The organism is Nocardioides furvisabuli (assembly GCF_021083185.1).
Classification (GTDB): domain Bacteria; phylum Actinomycetota; class Actinomycetes; order Propionibacteriales; family Nocardioidaceae; genus Nocardioides; species Nocardioides furvisabuli.
The window spans coordinates 80,219-97,858 of the sequence record NZ_JAIGQB010000009.1; the positions used below are offsets into that span (position 1 = coordinate 80,219).

Sequence of the window (17,640 nt, forward strand, 5' to 3'; positions counted from 1 at the left end):
GGGTCAGAGGGTGACGAGCGGCGCGAGGTCCTCGAGGGTCGCCTCCCCGATGCCGTCCACCTCGAGCAGCTCCTCGACCGAGGTGAACCCGCCGTTGTCCTCCCGCCACGACACGATCGCCTCGGCCGTCACCGGACCCACCCCCGGCAGCGTGTCGAGCGCGGCGAGGTCGGCGGAGTTGAGGTTGACCAGCGACCCTCCGGCCGGGGCGGGGGACGTCAGGGTGCCGGCCACACCGGGCGCGGGCGCCACGCCGACCAGCACCTGCTCGCCATCGACGAGCGGGCGGGCGAGGTTGAGCCCGGTGAGGTCGACCCCGCGCCGGGCTCCCCCGGCCGCCTCCAGCGCATCGACGACCCGCGACCCCACCGGCAGCACCGCGATGCCCGGCCGGCGGACCTTGCCGGCCACGTCGACCACCACCTCCCCCACCTCCCCCGCCTCCCCCGCCCCGTCCCCGGTCGCCTCGGCACCGGCGGCCGCACCTGCGTCGGCCCCCGCGGCGTCGGGGCTCAGCGACGTCAGCGGCGCCGGCGCAGTGGCGTCGACCCGCACCGGGACCGCCTCGGCCTGGTCCCGCACGGCCCACCAGGCGGCCAGCCCGACCGCCACCGCCGCGACCACGGCCACCACCGCGAGGTGCACCGGACCGAGCTGCAGCCCGCCGATCCGCACCCGCCGCGACGCGTGGCGTCCCGGGACCGCCAGCGTCACGGGCGCCGCGACCGGCGCCGCCACGGGCCCGACGTCGCCGCTGCGGTCGCGCACCCGGGTGTGGGGCCAGGGCTCACCGGACGCGGGCTCCCCCGCGTGCGGCTCCCCACGGACCGCCGCGAGCTCGGCACTGAGCGAGGCGAGCCGCCGCGACACCGCCTCGGCGTGCTCGGCGGACGACTGGTTTCGGCGCATGCCTTCACGCTAGAAAGACCGACGCCCCCGCCGACAGGGGCGCAGGACGATCTGTGGACAGCCGTCAGGAGGTCGGGCGCGGCGAGACGCAGACCGCGACCATGCCGGGACCGACGTGGGCGCCGAGCACCGCGCCGAGCTCGCCGCACATCACCTCGCGCCCCTCGAGGCCGGCGGCCAGCCGCTCGGTGAGCGCCGCGGCCAGCTCCTCGGCACGGTCGGCGTTGGCGAGGTGGGAGACGCAGACGTCGACCTGCGCGTCACCGGCCGCCTCCACCGCGAGGTCCGCGAGCCGGGCGAGGGCGCGCGAGGCGGTACGCACCCGCTCGCGTGGCACGACCCTGCCGCCCGCGATCTCGAGCAGGGGCTTGACCGACAGGGCGCTGCCGAAGATCGCGGCCGCGGCTCCGATCCGGCCGCCGCGGCGCAGGTACTCCAGGGTGTCGACGTAGAACAGCGAGGTCGCGCCGCGACCCCGCGCCCGTGCCGCCTCGGCCGCCGCCTCACCGCTGCCGCCGGTGTCGCGCACGTCGGCGGCGCTGAGCGCGGCGTAGCCGGTCGCGATGCCGACCTGCCCGGAGTCCACCACGTGCACGGGCACGTCGACCTCGAGGGCGGCGAGCTGGGCGGACTCGAAGGTGCCGCTCATCTCGCGCGAGAGGTGCACCGAGACGATCTCGTCCGCGCCGCCGGCCGCGAGGTCACGGTAGAGCTCGGCGAGGAGGGCGGGCGAGGGCCTGGAGGTGCTGACCGGCACGAAGTCGCGCAGCGCCTCCGCGACCACGTCCGGCGTCGCGCCGTCGGGTCCCTCGTCGAGCACCCGGGCACCGATCACGACCTGCAGCGGCACCACCCGGATGTCGCGCTCGAGCGCGACCTCTGCGGGCAGGCTCGCGGTCGAGTCGGTGACGATGACGGTGCCGGACACACCCCGAAGGCTAGTGGCTGGCACCACCCGGCAGCGCGACCCGTCCGCCTTGCCGCGGCTTGGCGGCCTCCGCTTGGATGTCCAGATGCCCGACAGGCTCGACAGCTTCGCCGATGCGCTCCGGCTGGCCATCGACGCACGCGGGCTGAGCCTCGAGCGGATCACCGACCACCTCGCCGGGCGCGGGGTCAGCGTCAGCGCCGCCTCCCTCAGCTACTGGCGGTCCGGGCGCAGCGTTCCAGGCCGCAAGTCCTCGCTGGCGGCCCTCCCGCACCTCGAGGCGGTGCTGGGGCTGTGCCCGGGCGCCCTGACCCGGACCCTGCCCGACACCCGCGAGCGCGTCCCGCGCCACGCCGTACGCGGTCTCGAGACGCTGTGGCCCGAGCAGCCGCACGCTGCGGTGCTCGGGCGCCTGGACACCAGCTGGGACACCCACCTGGCGCGGGTGTCGGTCCACGACGTGCTCCGCATCGGCCCGGACCGCCGCCAGGTCAGCCTGACGGTGCGCCAGGCGATGCGTGCCCGTGTCGACGGCCCCGACCGCCGGGTGGTGATGCACGCGCAGGACGACACCGACGTGGCGCTCCCCCGGATCCGACCGGTGCGCGGTTGCTCGCTCGGCGCCGTCGAGCACGACCGCAGCGGCGGCGTCGTCGGCGCGGAGCTGCTCTTCTTCCGCCCGCTGCGACGCGGCGAGACGGTGATCGTGACGTACGACGTCGTGTCCGCCTCGCCCGGCCCGCAGGAGTGCGAGTACACCCGGCGCCTGCGCCTGCCGATGCGCGAGTACCTCCTCGAGGTCGAGTTCGACCCCCGCGCGCTGCCCGCCGGCGTGGTGTCGTTCGCGGACGGTCTCGAGCAGCCGATCGCGCTCGACGACGACCACCGCGCGCACCTGGTGCACTCCGACACGGCGCCGGGCACGACCGGCATCCGCTGGACCTGGCCTGCTTCCTGACCCGTGCCGGGCGGGGCCGGCCCGGGCCTGAGTTAAGTGTTAAGGAACGGTCAAGCCTTGTCGCGGGGCCGCCCGCCCGGTCAGGGTCTGCTCGTCCATCTTTCTCGGGAAGGAACCCCTTGATGAACCCTGTCCACCCCCGCCTGGCCGCCGGCCTCGCGGTCACCCTGGCCGGCGCCACCCTCGCGCTGACGCCCACCACCTCCCAGGCCGTCACCCACGCAGCCGGGGAGAAGCCGCGGGAGGCTCCCGCGGCGTCCGTCGCCGACGACGGCCCGGCCCCGGTCATCGGCACGTCGGCCGACGACCGCTACATCGTCGTGCTCGACAAGGAGGCCCCGGGCAAGAGCCTGCGCGCCGCCAAGGCCGAGGCCCGCGCGGACGGCGCGACCGTCACCCACAGCTACAGCACGGTGCTCGACGGCTTCGCCGCCAAGCTCAACAGCAAGGCCCTGGCCGCGCTGCGCAACAACCCCCACGTCGCCTACATCGAGGCCGATCGTCCGGTGCAGCTCGCCGCGACCCAGTCGCCGGCGACCTGGGGCCTGGACCGGATCGACCAGCGCGACCTGCCGCTGAACAACTCCTACACCTACGACGCCACCGGCGCGGGGGTGACGGCGTACGTCATCGACACCGGCATCCTGACCACCCACACCCAGTTCGGCGGCCGCGCGGTCTCCGGCTACACCGCGATCAACGACGGCCGCGGCACCACCGACTGCAACGGCCACGGCACGCACGTCGCCGGCACCGTCGGCGGCTCGACCTACGGCGTGGCCAAGGGCGTACGCCTCGTGGCCGTCCGCGTCCTCGACTGCGCCGGCAGCGGCTCCAACTCTGGTGTCATCGCCGGCGTCGACTGGGTGACGCAGAACCACACCGCCGGCTCGCCCGCGGTCGCCAACATGAGCCTCGGCGGCGGCATCTCGAGCGCGCTCGACACCGCGGTGAACAACTCGATCGCCGACGGCGTGACCTACGCGCTGGCCGCGGGCAACGACTCCGGCGCCAACGCCTGCAACGGCTCGCCCTCCCGCGTGGCGGCCGGCCTCACGATCGGCTCCACCACCAACACCGACGCGCGCTCGAGCTTCAGCAACATCGGCTCCTGCCTCGACATGTTCGCCCCGGGCTCCAACATCACCTCGGCGTGGCACACCGGCACCTCGGCGACCAACACCATCAGCGGCACGTCGATGGCCACGCCGCACGTCGCGGGCGCGGCCGCGCTCTACCTCCAGGGCAACCCGTCGGCCTCGCCGGCCACCGTCGGCAACGCGCTGATCTCGGCCTCGACGCCCAACAAGGTCACCAACGCGGGCACCGGCTCACCGAACCGCCTCCTCCACATCGGCACCGGCGGCACCACGCCGACCCCGGACCCGACGCCGACCACGTGCAGCGCCATGCCGGAGACCGAGCCCGGCTCGCTCACCTCCGGTGGTGTGTCCTACCACCCCGGCACGAACGACTACTACAACTCCGGCGCCGGCACCCACGTCGGCTGCGTGTCGGGCCCGGCGGGCACCGACTTCGACCTCTACCTCGAGAAGTGGAACGGCTCCACGTGGGTGGTGGTCGCGCAGGGCGTGACCAGCACCTCGGAGGAGAAGATCACCTACACCGGCACCGCGGGCTACTACTCGTGGCGTGTGCAGTCCTACTCCGGCTCGGGCAGCTACACGTTCGGTCTCGACCGTCCGTGACGCTCCCCCGCTGAACGACGAACGGCCCCGCGGCTCACGCCGCGGGGCCGTTCGTGCGTCCGGTCTCAGACGACGATGTTCACGAGCTTCGGCGCCCGGACGATGACCTTGCGCACGGTCGCCCCCTCCAGCGCCCGCTGCACGTTCGCGTCGGCCAGTGCCGCCGCCTCGAGGTCGGCCTCGGAGACGTCCGGGGCGACCTCCAGTCGTGCGCGGACCTTGCCCCTGACCTGCACGACCGCGGTGACGGCGTCCTCGACCAGCAGCGCCTCGTCGACCTCGGGCCACCCGACACGTACGACGGTGGGCTCGTGGCCCAGCCGCTCCCACATCTCCTCGGCCGTGTAGGGCGCGACCAGCGACAGCAGGATCGCCACCGCCTCGGTCGCCTCGCGCACGGCCGGGTCCGCCGGTCCGCAGCCGGAGTCGATGGCCTTGCGGGTGGCGTTGACCAGCTCCATCACCTTAGCGACCATCACGTTGAAGCGGTAGGCCTCGACCAGCGTGGCCGCGTCGTGCACGGTCCGCGCCGTGGTGCGCCGCAGCGCCAGGTCGCCGGTGGTGACGTCGGCACCGGGGTCCGAGGTGACGTCGCCGGACAGCCGCCAGGCGCGCTGCAGGAAGCGCAGCGACCCGTCGGGCGACATGTTGGCCCAGTCGATGTCGTCCTCGGGCGGACCGGCGAACACCAGCGTGAGGCGTACGGCGTCGACGCCGAAGACGGTCAGCTGCTCGCCCAGGTTCACGCCGTTGCCCAGCGACTTGCTCATCTTCTTGCCCTGGTTGATCACGAAGCCCTGGTTGAGCTGGGCCGACCACGGCTCGCGGAAACCGACCAGGCCCATGTCGTTGAGGACCTTGGTGAAGAACCGACCGTAGAGCAGGTGCAGCACGGCGTGCTCGACGCCGCCGACGTAGAGGTTGACGGGCATCCAGGCGTTGACCTTGTCGGGGTCGAACGGCCGCTCGTCCTCGTGGGGCGAGCAGTAGCGGAACATGTACCACGACGAGTCGACGAAGGTGTCCATCGTGTCGGTGTCGCGGGTGGCCGGGCCACCGCACGTCGGGCAGGCGACGTCGACCCAGTCGGTGGCCCCGCCCAGCGGGGACGTGCCCTTGGGCTTCAGGTCGGCGCCCTTGAGCATCGGCAGCGTGACGGGAAGCTGGTCCTCCGGGACCGGGACCTCGCCGTCGACCGGGCAGTGGACGATCGGGATGGGTGGGCCCCAGTAGCGCTGGCGGCTGATCAGCCAGTCGCGCAGGCGGAAGTTAACCGCCCCGGACCCGCGTCCGTCGGCCTCGAGCTCGTCGATGATGGTGCGGATGCCCGACGCCTTGTCGTGCAAGCCGTCCAGCTCGCCCGAGTTGACGTAGGCACCGTCGCCCGAGGTCGCGACCCCGGTCTCCTCCGGGTTGTCCTCCCCGGTGTCGATGACCCGTCGGACCGGCAGGCCCATGGCCCTCGCGAAGTCGAGGTCGCGCTGGTCGTGCGCCGGCACGGCCATGATCGCCCCGGTGCCGTAGTCGGCCAGGACGTAGTCGCTGGCCCACACCGGCACCTCCTCACCCGAGACGGGGTTGGTGGCGGTGATGCCCAGGTCGACGCCGGTCTTCGGGCGGTCGGTGGCCAGCCGGTCGATGTCGGAGGCCTTGCGCACCTCGACCAGGTAGTCCTCCAGCGCCTGCGCGCGGTCGGGGTGCACGATCTCCGCCGCCAGCGCGGCATCGGCCGCGACCACCATGAACGTCGCGCCGTACAGGGTGTCCGGTCGGGTGGTGTAGACGTCGATGTCGTGCCCGGTGGACAGGGTGAACGTGACGTGGGCGCCCTCGGAGCGACCGATCCAGTTGCGCTGCGCGGTGACCACCCGGTCGGGCCAGGTGCCCTCCAGCTCGTCGAGGCCGTTTAGCAGCTCCTGGGCGTAGTCGGTGATCTTGAAGTACCACTGGGTGAGCTCCTTCTTGGTCACCTCCGCCCCGCACCGCTCGCAGGCGCCCGCGACGACCTGCTCGTTGGCCAGCACCGTCTGGTCCTGCGGGCACCAGTTCACGGCGCTGTTCTTGCGGTAGGCCAGGCCACGCTTGAAGAACTCCAGGAACAGCCACTGCGTCCAGCGGTAGTAGTCCGGGTCGGAGGTGTTGAAGGTGCGCGACCAGTCGAAGGAGACGGCGTACTTCTTGCACGACTCGATCGACTTCGCGATGTTGGCGCGCGTGTAGGTGTCGGGGTGCTCGTCGTTGCGGATCGCCGCGTTCTCCGCGGGCAGCCCGAAGGAGTCGAAGCCCATCGGGTTCAGCACCTCGTAGCCACGCTGCCACCAGTAGCGCGCCACCACGTCGTGCAGTGCGAACACCTCGGCGTGACCCATGTGCAGGTCGCCGCTGGGATAGGGGAACATCGTCAGCGCGTAGCGCTTCTCGCGCGGGCTGTCGTCGTCGGCCCGGAAGGGGTCCAGCTCCTCCCACACCCGCTGCCACTTCGTCTCGGTGGCTGCGATGTCGTACGTCGCGCGCTCGGCCGTCTCCTGCGGAGCGGCGGTGTCTCCCGTGTCCTGGCTGGTCATGGCGTGTCCTCTTGTGGCGTGCTGCGGGGTGCTGGCATGAAAAAACCCCTCACATGGAGGGGTGGCCGCGTGTCCGTCCTGGTGGGACGTGATCAGCGCGGCCGAGGAAGAAGGAGGTACTGGTGCACACCGGGATCATACTCGCTCCCACCGCTGCCGACCTGGGCAGGTGGAGTCGCGGCCGCCCGGGTCGGACCCTGAGGTCCGGGCCCGAGCGGCGTTCGCGTGGCAGGACGAGGTCCTGCGGCGGCTCAGCCGACGGTGCTCACTTCACGGTGCTCACTTCACGAAGGACGGCGTCAGCGGCGGGTTCCACCACTCGCCGTTGTAGGCCTTGACCGCACCGATCACGTGCAGGACGCCTGCGACCACCAGCGGCACCAGGAAGACCGGGAGCAGGACCACGAAGCCGATGCCGAGGGTCAGGACCCCGAGGACGACGTAGACGACCGTGGCGACCACGAGCCAGATGAACATCGAGATCTGGATGTTGATCGAGTTGGCGGCGTGCGCCCGCACGAACGGTCCGCGGTCCTTATGGATCACGTAGACGGCGATCGAGGCGATGAAGCCCAGGAAGCCGGCCGAGCCGATCATCGCGACGACGGCGCCGGCGTGGCTGATCGCGCCCCACGTGCGCTCGTCCTGCGGCGACATCGTGGCCGGCGGCGTGCGGTAGGCCTGCTCTTGCCGCGGCTGCTGACCGTAGCCGGCCGGCTGGCCCGGGCCCTGCGGGTCGTGGGGCTGTTGGGGGTACTGCGGGTACTGGTCTGACATCTCACTCACTCCTCGGGGCGGGGCTGCCCTGCCTCTGGGTCAAGCCAAGCACGTCCGACACCCGGTTTCACCCCCTCCCGGGGTCGAGTCAGGGTGTGATCGGGGTGGGGTGCGGGGGCTCCTCGGGCGGACCGCGCGCTCGCTCGTCGGGGTAGTCCACCGGGAAATGGCGGGTAGTCCACCGGGAAACGGCTGTTTTGCCCGCCCCCGGACGACCACATCCCGGTGGACTACCCCGACGATGACCGCCCAACAACTGTTTGACAGTCCATCGTCGCTCGGGCACACTCACTCCCCAAGAACTCTTGGAGGGGTACGCCGTGGTGGACGAGACCGAGCCCGAGACCGACGGACAGGCGGTGGCCCGCCTGCGCGCGACCGCGCACCCGGTGCGACTGCGCATCATGTCGCTGCTGACCGCGCAGGCGATGAGCGCCGCGGAGGTCGCCCGCGCGCTCGAGCTGACGCACGCCAACGCGTCGTACCACCTGCGGGTGCTCCACGACATCGGCGAGCTGGTGGTCGAGAGCGAGGAGAAGATCCGCGGCGGGACGGCCAAGCGCTACCGCTACGACGCGTCCCGCGAGCTCGCCGACCGCACCAGCGGCATCGACGACCGGATCGCCTACGCGCGCGCCAACGCCGTCGAGGTCGAGCGCCGCCTGCGCGACGCGGCGAAGGGCGCCGCATCCTCCAGCGACCTGGAGGCCTGGGTACCCGTGGAGGTCTGGCACCGCGCCCTCGACCTGCTCCACGAGGCCTCGCACCTGCTGCACGCCGAGGCCCGACCCGCCAGTACGCCCGACACCGTCCACGTCAGCGCCACCACCAACGCGTTCACCATGACCGGCGGGCTCGACGGCGAGGCCGTGCGCTGGATCCCGGCGAGGGAGGAGCGATGACCTGGACGGCCGCGCTCGCACCCCTGCGCAACCGGGACTTCGCGTGGTACTTCGCCTCCCGCTTCGTGAACACGCTCGGCAACATGATGGCGAGCATCGCGCTCGCGTTCGCGGTGCTGGACATCACCGACTCCCCCGCCGCGCTCGGCCAGGTGCTGGCCGCCCACACGATCCCGATGATCGCGCTGCTGCTCTACGGGGGCGTCATCGCCGACCGGTTCCCGCGCACGCTGGTGCTGCAGTTCTCCAACCTCGCCTCCGCGGTCAGCCAGGGCGCCATCGCCCTGCTGGTGCTGGCGGGAGAGGCCGAGATCTGGATGCTCGTGGTGCTCTCGATCGTCCACGGCATCGTCTCGGGCATCGGGTTCCCCGCGATGGCCAGCGTCCTGCCCCAGCTCGTGGAGCGCTCGGCGCTGCAGCCGGCCAACGCCCTCGTCTCGCTGACCCGCAACGGCATGATGGTGCTCGGACCGACGATCGGCGCGCTCCTGGTCGTCACGGTCGGGTCGGGCTGGGCCCTCGCCGTCGACGCGACCACCTGGCTGCTCGCCGCGCTGCTGCTCGTCCCCGTGCGCCTGCCCGCCCGGCAGCCCCGGGCGGAGGCGCCCGACACGTTGCGCGAGCTGCGGGAGGGCTGGTCCTTCTTCTGGGCGACCCCGTGGCTGTGGATCGTCGTCATCGGCTTCGGCGTGCTCAACGCCATCCACGCCGGCGCCTGGTTCACGCTCGGACCGGCGGTCGCCGACGACACCATCGGCCGCCAGGCCTGGGGCATCGTGCTGTCCGCGGAGGCCGCGGGCCTGCTCCTCACCACGGTCGTCCTGCTGCGCGTACGCCTGGAGCGACCGCTGCTGCTCGGCATGCTCGGCGTGGCGATGATGGCGCCGCCGATGCTCCTGCTCGGCGTCTCCCCCACCCTCGTCGGGCTCGTCACCACCGCCTTCCTGGCCGGCGCCGGGACCGAGGTCTTCGGCATGGGGTGGAACCTGGCGATGCAGGAGAACATCGAGGACGGCATGCTGTCGCGCGCCTACTCCTACGACGCGCTCGGCTCGTTCGTCGCCATGCCGGTCGGCCAGCTCGCCTACGGACCGCTCGCCCTGGCCTTCGGCTTCCGGCCGGTGCTGGTCGCCTCCGCGCTGGCGTACGTCGCGGTCGTCGCGCTGGTGCTGTGCTCCCGCTCGGTGCGCACGCTGCCCCGGGCGCCGGTGACCCCGGAGGCTGCGGTGACGACCACCACGTCCTAGGGTCTCGCCATGGGAGTCATGGAGATGTTCCGCCTCGACGGCAAGGTCGTCATCGTCACCGGCGCCTCGAGCGGGCTGGGGGTCGCGTTCGCCCACTGCTTCGCCGAGGCCGGCGCCGACGTGGTGCTCGGTGCACGCCGCGTCGAGAAGCTGGAGCGGGTGGCCGAGTCCGTCCGCTCGACCGGTCGACGCGTGCACACGGTCGCCACCGACGTGGCCGACCCCGAGCAGTGCCAGCGGCTGGTGGACGAGGCGATGGCGAAGTTCGGGCGGATCGACGTGCTCGTCAACAACGCCGGCGTCGGCACCGCCGTCCCGGCGACCCGCGAGACGCCGGAGCAATTCCGCTCGGTCATCGACGTCAACCTCAACGGGTGCTACTGGATGGCCCAGGCGTGCGGCCGGGTGATGGAGCCCGGGTCGAGCATCATCAACATCTCCTCCATCCTCGGCATCACCACCGGCGGCCTGCCGCAGGCGGCGTACTCCGCCTCGAAGGCCGGCCTCGGCGGGCTCACCCGCGACCTCGCCCAGCAGTGGACGGGCCGCAAGGGCATCCGGGTCAACGCCCTCGCGCCGGGCTTCTTCACCTCCGAGATGACCGAGACCTACCCCGACGGCTACCTCGACCTCGCCCTCCAGCGGGTCCCTGCCGGCCGCAAGGGCGACCCGCACGAGCTCGCCGCCACCGCCGTGTGGCTGGCGTCCGACGCCGCGGGCTACGTCACCGGCCAGATGATCCCGGTCGACGGCGGCCTGACGATCGCCTGATGTCCCACGGGGACTACAAGGCGTTCTTCGCCGCTGCCTGCGCGGGCGACGTCGACCTCGTCGAGCACCACCTGACGGCCGGCGTCGACGTCGACTTCGTGCACCCCGAGCTGCAGTCCACGGCGCTGGTCGCGGCGATCGAGGAGGGCCGCACCGACGTGGCGCTCCTCCTGCTCGACCGTGGCGCCTCGACGACCCTGCGCTCGCCGCTGGAGGGGACGACGCCGCTCGAGGCAGCTCGCGCCGCCGGGCTCGACCGGGTCGTGGACCGGCTGGCCTAGAGCCAGGGCTCCCCGCGGACCACGCCGTCCGTGCGCCGTCCTGCGGCTGCGTCGTCCAGCCACCGCTCCTGCTCGCCCTCGGCGAAGCGCCCGCTGCTCGACCGTCCGTTGAAGTGCCGCACCACCGACCGGTCGCCGTCGCGGACGACGTACACCCCTCCGCTGAGGACGAGCGCGAACGCGTCGTCGAGGCTGGCGACCTGCTCGGCGACGGACGGCTCCCCGATCGTCGGCTGCCGCTCCAGCACCTCGACGGGGTCACCGACGCCGACCACTGCGACGCCGTGGTGGTCGAGCGGGTGCCAACACGTCACCACAGTGACGGGTTGCGTCCCGTCCGGTCCGTCGAGCCGCACCGACCTGACGACGTCGATCCCGACACCGTCGTCGGCCCAGACGACGTCGACGTCCCGCGCGGTGCCGAGCCCCGCGTCGACGACGGACTCGACCCACGCCTGCGCGCGCTCGACGGCCGACGCCGCACCGGCCGAGGGTTGCAGGACCGAGGCAGCCAGGCTCCGCCGATCGGGCCAGGCGAGGACCGCGACACCATCGAGGGCGAGGTGGGACAGGTCACCGGACGCGGTCCTGAGGGTGAGCGTCGCCACCGGCTCGTCGTCCTGCTCCCAGGACATCGACCAGGCGCTTCGTCCGACCGGCTCGCCGGCCGGTAGGAGCGTGACCCGCACATCCGCGGCGTCGAGGAAGACGCGCCGCGGCCAGTGCGTGCTCGGCTCCAGGCCCAGTGCGAGCAGGAGGTCGGCCACCCGCTCGGGGTCCGGCGGCGCCAGGGCGACGTGCTCGACGACCGGGCCGTCGGCGGGCCCGGGAGCCATCGGCGACGTCCACTGGATCAGGAACGGCAGCGAGCCGTCGTACGGCCCCGGACCGACGTCGCACATCCGCCAGGTGACCACCTCGCCGGCAGGTGTCGTGCGCGACCCGTCGCGGACCGGACCGGGCTCGAACCCCGCACCGAGGAGCGCCGCGTGGGCCACGTCGACGTCGTCGACCGCCACCGCCCACGAGATCGGTCCGCGGGCCGCACGCACGCGGTCCTGCCATGGGTTGGACTCGTCGGAGCCAGCAGCGATCAGCTCGACGTACGCCGCCTGCGGACCGCGCACGAGCACGTTCACCGTGCCGACGGGGTGCACTCCCCCGTGCTCGGCCGCGAGGCCCGCGGCACGCCAGCGGGCGGCGGCCCCGTCCAGGTCGTCGACGGCGACGACGAGGTGGTCGAACCGGGCGCCCACCGGGGAGCTCAGCCGGCGGCGAGGATCTCGGTGACGGCGGAGACCAGCATCGCGATGTCGGCGTCGCTCGCCACGAGGGGCGGGGCGAAGCGGACCGTCGAGCCGTGGGTGTCCTTGGCCAGGATGCCGCGGGCCATGAGCGCCTCGGACATCTGGCGACCGGTCATCAGCGCCGGGTCGATGTCGATCCCGGCCCAGGCGCCGCGCACGCGCACGTCGACGAGGCCGCGACACACGAGCGGGCGGAAGCCGGCCTCGATCTGGGTGCCGATCTCGGCGGCGCGGGCCTGGAAGGTGCCCTCCTCGAGCATCGCGACGACCTCGGTGCCGATGGCCGCGGCGAGCGGGTTGCCGCCGAAGGTGGAGCCGTGCGAGCCGGGGGTGATGACGTCCATGACCTCGTGGTCGGCCGCGATCGCGGAGACGGGGTAGATGCCGCCGCCGAGCGCCTTGCCCATGATGTAGATGTCGGGCACGACGTCCTCGTGGTCGCACGCGAACGTCCGGCCCGAGCGCGCGAGGCCGGACTGGATCTCGTCGGCCACCATCAGCACGTTGCGCTCGGTGCAGAGCGCCCGGAGGTCGCGCAGGAAGCCCTCGGGAGGCATCACGACGCCGCCCTCGCCCTGGATGGGCTCGAAGAGCACCGCGACGGTGGTGTCATCGATCGCCGCGGCGACCGAGGCGATGTCGCCGTAGGCCGCGCGGCGGAAGCCGGAGGTGAAGGGCGCGTAGCCGGAGGTGGCGACCTCGTCGTCGGAGAAGCTGACGATCGTGGTGGTGCGGCCGTGGAAGTTGCCCTCCATGGTGACGATCGAGGCCTGGCCGGCGGGGACGCCCTTGACCTCGTAGCCCCACTTGCGGCTGACCTTGATCGCGGTCTCGACGGCCTCGGCGCCGGAGTTCATCGGAAGGATCATGTCCTTGCCGGTCAGGCGCGCCAGCGACTCGGCGAAGGTGCTCAGCCGGTCGTTGAAGAACGCGCGGCTGGTCAGCGTGAGGCGGCCCAGCTGCTCGCGCGCGACCGCGACCAGGCGCTCGTTGGAGTGACCGAAGTTCAGCGCGCTGTAGCCCGCCAGGCAGTCGAGGAAACGACGTCCGTCGACGTCGACGACCCATGCGCCCTCGCCCTGCGCGAGCACCACCGGAAGGGGGTGGTAGTTGTGCGCGGCGTAGCGCTCGGTAGTCGCGATGTGAGCCTCCGTGAGCTCGGAGACGGTGCTGGTGGAGAGGTCGGTCGCGGTCATGTGCCCATGGTGCCACTGCCCTCTTCCGAACGCCGACTCGGCGAGGACCGGAATGCGCGAAGAGGCCGGACCCTGCGGTCCGGCCTCTTCGTGTCGGTGGAGCTGAGGGGACTCGAACCCCTGACCCTCTGCATGCCATGCAGATGCGCTACCAGCTGCGCCACAGCCCCAACATCGTCCTCCCGTGGAGCCGGGAGGACAACGACGAGAACACTAGCCGACGGCCTCGCCGAGGTGAAATCGGGGTCCCAGGTCAGGTGACCAGCCGCCACAGGAGCCAGATCCCGAGCACCGTCACGACCAGTCCGGCGACGATCGGGACCACCATCAGGGCCACGGCGCCGACCACGTACGCCGGGGTCGGGGGCTCGCGCAGCGGCTCGCGCTCGACCTCGCGGAGCAGCAGCCGGAGGTTCTTGCGGTTGGCGCGGTGGGCGATGTCGATGAGGTCACCGACGCCCGGCACCAGACCGAGCAACGCGTCCAGGACGAGGTTGAACCCCATCCGGGCGAGCACCACCATCGGCACGCGGGCGCGCACCGCGTCGCGCACGATGATGCTGGACAGCGCGCTGCCGAGAGCGTCGCCGATGCCGGGCACCAGCCCGATGACAGCGTCGAGGCCGACGCCGATCTGCGTGCCGGGCACGGTCACCGCGTCGTCCATGACGCGTGCGAGCCGCCGGCTCGAGGTCACGTCGACCTCGCGGGCGCGCTCGCTCACGGGGTGACCACGCGGTTCCAGGCCGTCAGCCGCCAGCGCTCGACCCCGCCGGTCCAGGTCGACGCCGAGTGCTCGAGGACGACCCAGCCGCAGTTGGCCAGCACCCCGAGGCTCTCACCCGGGTCGCCCTGCCAGCCCAGGAAGGCCGGCACGGCGACACGCAGGGCCGCTCCGTGGGAGACGACCAGCGCGGTCTCCCCCTCGTCCAGCGCGTCGGCGTACGCCCCGAGGGCCGGCAGGAAGCGCCGCAGCACGTCGTCGCGGGTCTCGCGGCCGGGAATGGCGTCGAGGTCGCCGGCCAGCAGCGCGGCGTACTCCTCGGGGTGGGCGGCGGCGTACTGCTCCGCGGTCAGACCCTGCCGGTTCGGACCGACGTCGAACTCGCGCAGCCGTGGGTCGAGCACCGGCTCGAGCCCGCACTCGGCGGCCACGGCGGTCGCCGTCCCGGCCGCTCGGGCCAGGTCGGAGGACCACACTGCGACGGGCCGCAGCGAGGCGAGGACGGGGGCGACGGCCTTGGCCTGGGCGGCGCCGACCTCGTCGAGCGGGACGTCCGCGTGGCCCTGGGCCCGTCCGGAGTCGTTCCACTCCGTGCGACCGTGGCGCAGGAGGACCAGGCGCCTCACGTCAGGGTCAGCGGGATCACCGGGCAGTCGCTCCACAGGCGCTCGAGGGCGTAGAACATCCGCTCCTCCTCGTGCTGGACGTGCACGACGATCTCGCCGTAGTCGAGCAGGACCCAGCGGCCCTCCTTGTGGCCCTCGCGGCGGATCGGCTTGGTGCCCGCCTCGCGGAGCTTCTCCTCGACCTCGTCGACGATGGCGCCGACGGCGCGCTCGTTGCCGGCGCTGGCGATGACGAACGCGTCGGTGATGGCGAGCTGCTCGCTCACGTCGAAGGCCAGCACCTGGTCGGCCTTCTTGTCGTGCGCGGCCTGGGCGGCGATGGCGACGAGCTCGAGGGCGTGGTCGGTGGCTGTCATGCGGAGTCCTTGCTGTGGGTGGTGCGGGAGGTGGGGGCGTAGAGGTCGTGCTTGGAGATGTACTGCACGACGCCGTCGGGCACGAGGTACCACACGGGCTCGCCGCGGCGGGTGCGCTCGCGGCAGTCGGTCGAGGAGATGGCCAGCGCGGGGATCTCGACGATCGTGACCTTGTCGGAGGGGATCTTGTCGAGCGTCTCCCGCTCCATGTCGTAGCCGGGGCGGGTGCACCCGACGAAGTTGGCGAGCTCGAACAGCTCCTCGGCGTCGCGCCAGGTGAAGATGTCGGCCAGGGCATCCGCGCCGGTGATGAAGAACAGCTCCGCGTCGGGCAGCTCGGCCTTGAGGTCGCGCAACGTGTCGATGGTGTACGTCGGGCCGTCCCGGTCGATGTCCACGCGTGAGACGTTGAAGCGCGGGTTGGCAGCCGTCGCCACCACCGTCATGAGGTAGCGGTGCTCGGCCTCGGTGACGTCGCGGTCGCTCTTCTGCCACGGGTCGCCGGTGGGCACGAAGAGGACCTCGTCGAGGTCGAACCACGCCTGGACCTCGGAGGCCGCGACCAGGTGGCCGTGGTGGATGGGGTCGAAGGTGCCGCCCATCACGCCGACGCGTCGGCGGGTCGCCGGGACCGTCACGGAGGTCGCCGACCTCAGCTGTGCTCTCGCCCGCCGCCGAAGGACACCACGGCCAGGAGGAGCACCATCAGCAGGACCAGCGTGACGGCGCCGATGACGTAGGGGCTGACGACGGGGTCGCCGTGCTCGGCCTCGGAGGCGAGGACAGTCAGGGAGTTCAGCATGGCGTGATCCTATCGTCCGCGCCGCGGCGGCTCAGCGCACGTGCCCGTCCCCGACCACGACGTACTTGCTGGACGTCATCTCCGCCAGTCCCATCGGCCCGCGCGCGTGCAGCTTCTGGGTGGAGATGCCGATCTCCGCACCGAAGCCGAACTCGCCGCCGTCGGTGAAGCGGGTCGAGGCGTTGACCACGACCGCGGCGGAGTCGACGGCCGCGACGAAGCGACGGATCGTGGCCTGGTCGCGGGCCAGGATGGCCTCGGTGTGCCCCGACGAGAAACGGCGGATGTGCTCGATCGCACCCTCCACGTCGCTCACCACGGCCGCGGAGATCTCGAGGCCGAGGAACTCGGCCGCATGGTCGTCGTCGGTCACCGGCACGACGTCGTCGTACTCGGCGAAGGCGGCGTCGCCGTGCACGAGCACCCCGGCAGCCTGGAGCGCCTCGACCACGATCGGCAGGAACTCGTCCGCGACGTCCTCGTGCACGAGCAGGGACTCCGCGGCGTTGCACACGCTGGTGCGCTGGGTCTTGGCGTTGAGCACGATCGCGAGCGCCTGCTCGAGGTCGGCGGACGCGTCGACGTAGACGTGGCAGTTGCCGACGCCGGTCTCGATCACCGGCACCGTCGACTCCTCCACGACGCTGCGGATCAGGCCGGCGCCCCCGCGCGGGACGAGCACGTCCACGAGCCCGCGCGCACGCATCAGCGCCTTGACGCTGTCGTGCGTCTCCCCCGGCACCAGCTGTACGACGTCCTCAGGCAGGCCGCTGGCAGCCAGCGCGTCACGCATCGCTGCGACGATCGCAGCGTTGCTCGACCGGGCGCTCGACGAGCCGCGCAGCAGCACTGCGTTGCCGGCCTTGAGGCAGATGCCGGCGGCGTCGGCGGTGACGTTGGGTCGGGCCTCGTAGATCATCCCGACGACTCCGAACGGCACCCGCACCTGCCGCAGCTCGAGGCCGTTGGCCAGCGTGCTGCCGCGCAGCACCTCACCGACGGGGTCGGGCAGGCCGGCGACGTCGCGCAAGCCCTGGGCCATCGCGGCGAGGCGCTCGTCGTCGAGGCGCAGCCGGTCCACGATGTTGGCAGGGGTCCCAGCGGCCTCGGCACGCGCCACGTCCTCGGCGTTGGCCGCGAGCACCTGTGGCCCCGCGTCGTGCAGCGCGTCGGCCATCGCATGCAGCGCGGCGTCCTTCACCGCGCGGGTGGCGGTGGCGAGCTCGTGGCTGGCGGCCCGTGCGCGTGCGGCGACCTCACGCACGTCCTCCTCGCTGCTCATGACCGAGAGCGTAGGCCGGTCCGCGGCCGGTCGGAGGGGCGTCTCGCATCACGGGGCACCCGCCCGTGGACGACGGACGCCCCCGACCAGGAGGTCCTGTTCGGCTTTACAAGTGGGTACACGGGGCAAATCGGTACATCCCCGGAGCTCTTGCTCCGCCCCAGAACGCGCCTCGGCTTCGGCCGGGGCGCGTTCTTCGCTGCCGCGAGCATGTCGCCTCGTCAGCAGCACCCAGCGGATGTGTTGAGCGTTCGGCGGTTTGTTCGACTGGGCATGTGTGGTCGCCGCGGCGTAGGGCGCG

18 protein-coding genes and 1 tRNA gene are annotated in these 17,640 nt (G+C 72.3%); 6 read left to right on the forward strand and 13 right to left on the reverse strand.

Annotated features, from left to right (window positions below):
• Window positions 1-3: 3 nt before the first annotated feature.
• Window positions 4-909 carry a ComEA family DNA-binding protein gene (locus tag K4G59_RS16335; RefSeq protein ID WP_231252127.1) on the reverse strand — a complete coding sequence of 302 codons (906 nt, stop codon included), beginning with the start codon at window positions 907-909 and terminating at the stop codon, window positions 4-6.
• Window positions 910-973: 64 nt separating this feature from the next.
• Window positions 974-1,837: a DegV family protein gene (locus K4G59_RS16340; RefSeq protein ID WP_231252128.1), complete on the reverse strand. Its 864-nt coding sequence runs from the start codon at window positions 1,835-1,837 to the stop codon at window positions 974-976.
• An 85-nt stretch (window positions 1,838-1,922) separates the two neighbouring features.
• On the opposite strand from K4G59_RS16340, the gene K4G59_RS16345 reads away from it, so the two are divergent.
• Window positions 1,923-2,795 (forward strand): XRE family transcriptional regulator, encoded by an 873-nt coding sequence (locus tag K4G59_RS16345; protein ID WP_231252129.1) that lies wholly within the window; start codon window positions 1,923-1,925, stop codon window positions 2,793-2,795.
• 122 nt (window positions 2,796-2,917) lie between these two features.
• Window positions 2,918-4,504, forward strand: a complete 1,587-nt coding sequence (locus K4G59_RS16350; protein WP_231252130.1) for a S8 family peptidase — start codon at window positions 2,918-2,920, stop codon at window positions 4,502-4,504.
• Between the two features lie 65 nt (window positions 4,505-4,569).
• Here the strand turns inward: K4G59_RS16350 and leuS are convergent, their stop codons facing one another.
• Entirely contained in the window at window positions 4,570-7,068 is a 2,499-nt protein-coding gene (gene leuS / locus K4G59_RS16355; protein ID WP_231252131.1) for a leucine--tRNA ligase, read from the reverse strand.
• Window positions 7,069-7,347: 279 nt separating this feature from the next.
• Window positions 7,348-7,845: a DUF4870 domain-containing protein gene (locus K4G59_RS16360; RefSeq protein ID WP_231252132.1), complete on the reverse strand. Its 498-nt coding sequence runs from the start codon at window positions 7,843-7,845 to the stop codon at window positions 7,348-7,350.
• A 320-nt stretch (window positions 7,846-8,165) separates the two neighbouring features.
• Between K4G59_RS16360 and K4G59_RS16365 the strand changes: the two genes are divergently transcribed.
• The 4 genes from K4G59_RS16365 to K4G59_RS16380 are packed head-to-tail and all read left to right on the forward strand — an operon-like array spanning window position 8,166 to window position 11,046.
• Entirely contained in the window at window positions 8,166-8,747 is a 582-nt protein-coding gene (locus K4G59_RS16365) for an ArsR/SmtB family transcription factor (RefSeq protein ID WP_231252133.1), read from the forward strand.
• Window positions 8,744-9,994, forward strand: a complete 1,251-nt coding sequence (locus K4G59_RS16370; RefSeq protein ID WP_231252134.1) for an MFS transporter — start codon at window positions 8,744-8,746, stop codon at window positions 9,992-9,994. The genes K4G59_RS16365 and K4G59_RS16370 overlap by 4 nt, the downstream gene beginning before the upstream one ends.
• A 9-nt stretch (window positions 9,995-10,003) precedes the next feature.
• Window positions 10,004-10,765 (forward strand): SDR family NAD(P)-dependent oxidoreductase, encoded by a 762-nt coding sequence (locus K4G59_RS16375; protein WP_231252135.1) that lies wholly within the window; start codon window positions 10,004-10,006, stop codon window positions 10,763-10,765.
• Window positions 10,765-11,046 (forward strand): ankyrin repeat domain-containing protein, encoded by a 282-nt coding sequence (locus K4G59_RS16380; protein WP_231252136.1) that lies wholly within the window; start codon window positions 10,765-10,767, stop codon window positions 11,044-11,046. Before K4G59_RS16375 ends, K4G59_RS16380 begins: the two co-directional genes overlap by 1 nt.
• Here the strand turns inward: K4G59_RS16380 and K4G59_RS16385 are convergent.
• The 9 genes from K4G59_RS16385 to K4G59_RS16425 all read right to left on the reverse strand — a co-directional run bounded on the left by K4G59_RS16385 (window position 11,043) and on the right by K4G59_RS16425 (window position 17,339).
• Window positions 11,043-12,302, reverse strand: a complete 1,260-nt coding sequence (locus tag K4G59_RS16385) for a VOC family protein (protein ID WP_231252137.1) — start codon at window positions 12,300-12,302, stop codon at window positions 11,043-11,045. The genes K4G59_RS16380 and K4G59_RS16385 overlap by 4 nt on opposite strands.
• An 8-nt stretch (window positions 12,303-12,310) precedes the next feature.
• Entirely contained in the window at window positions 12,311-13,549 is a 1,239-nt protein-coding gene (gene rocD, locus K4G59_RS16390) for an ornithine--oxo-acid transaminase (RefSeq protein WP_231252138.1), read from the reverse strand.
• 97 nt (window positions 13,550-13,646) lie between these two features.
• Window positions 13,647-13,719, reverse strand: a tRNA-Ala gene (locus tag K4G59_RS16395).
• 83 nt (window positions 13,720-13,802) lie between these two features.
• Window positions 13,803-14,273 carry a DUF4112 domain-containing protein gene (locus tag K4G59_RS16400; RefSeq protein ID WP_231252139.1) on the reverse strand — a complete coding sequence of 157 codons (471 nt, stop codon included), beginning with the start codon at window positions 14,271-14,273 and terminating at the stop codon, window positions 13,803-13,805.
• Window positions 14,270-14,899 carry a histidine phosphatase family protein gene (locus K4G59_RS16405; RefSeq protein ID WP_231252140.1) on the reverse strand — a complete coding sequence of 210 codons (630 nt, stop codon included), beginning with the start codon at window positions 14,897-14,899 and terminating at the stop codon, window positions 14,270-14,272. The genes K4G59_RS16400 and K4G59_RS16405 overlap by 4 nt, the downstream gene beginning before the upstream one ends.
• A complete protein-coding gene (rsfS, locus tag K4G59_RS16410) occupies window positions 14,896-15,255 on the reverse strand; it encodes a ribosome silencing factor (protein ID WP_231252141.1) in 360 nt (119 codons plus the stop codon). Before rsfS ends, K4G59_RS16405 begins: the two co-directional genes overlap by 4 nt.
• The gene (gene nadD, locus K4G59_RS16415; protein WP_308189417.1) at window positions 15,252-15,893 is read right to left on the reverse strand and encodes a nicotinate-nucleotide adenylyltransferase; all 642 of its coding nucleotides are present in this window, start codon (window positions 15,891-15,893) and stop codon (window positions 15,252-15,254) included. The genes rsfS and nadD overlap by 4 nt, the downstream gene beginning before the upstream one ends.
• A 14-nt stretch (window positions 15,894-15,907) precedes the next feature.
• Window positions 15,908-16,057: a hypothetical protein gene (locus tag K4G59_RS16420; RefSeq protein WP_231252142.1), complete on the reverse strand. Its 150-nt coding sequence runs from the start codon at window positions 16,055-16,057 to the stop codon at window positions 15,908-15,910.
• A gap of 31 nt (window positions 16,058-16,088) precedes the next feature.
• The gene (locus K4G59_RS16425) at window positions 16,089-17,339 is read right to left on the reverse strand and encodes a glutamate-5-semialdehyde dehydrogenase (protein ID WP_231252143.1); all 1,251 of its coding nucleotides are present in this window, start codon (window positions 17,337-17,339) and stop codon (window positions 16,089-16,091) included.
• Window positions 17,340-17,640 lie beyond the last annotated feature (301 nt).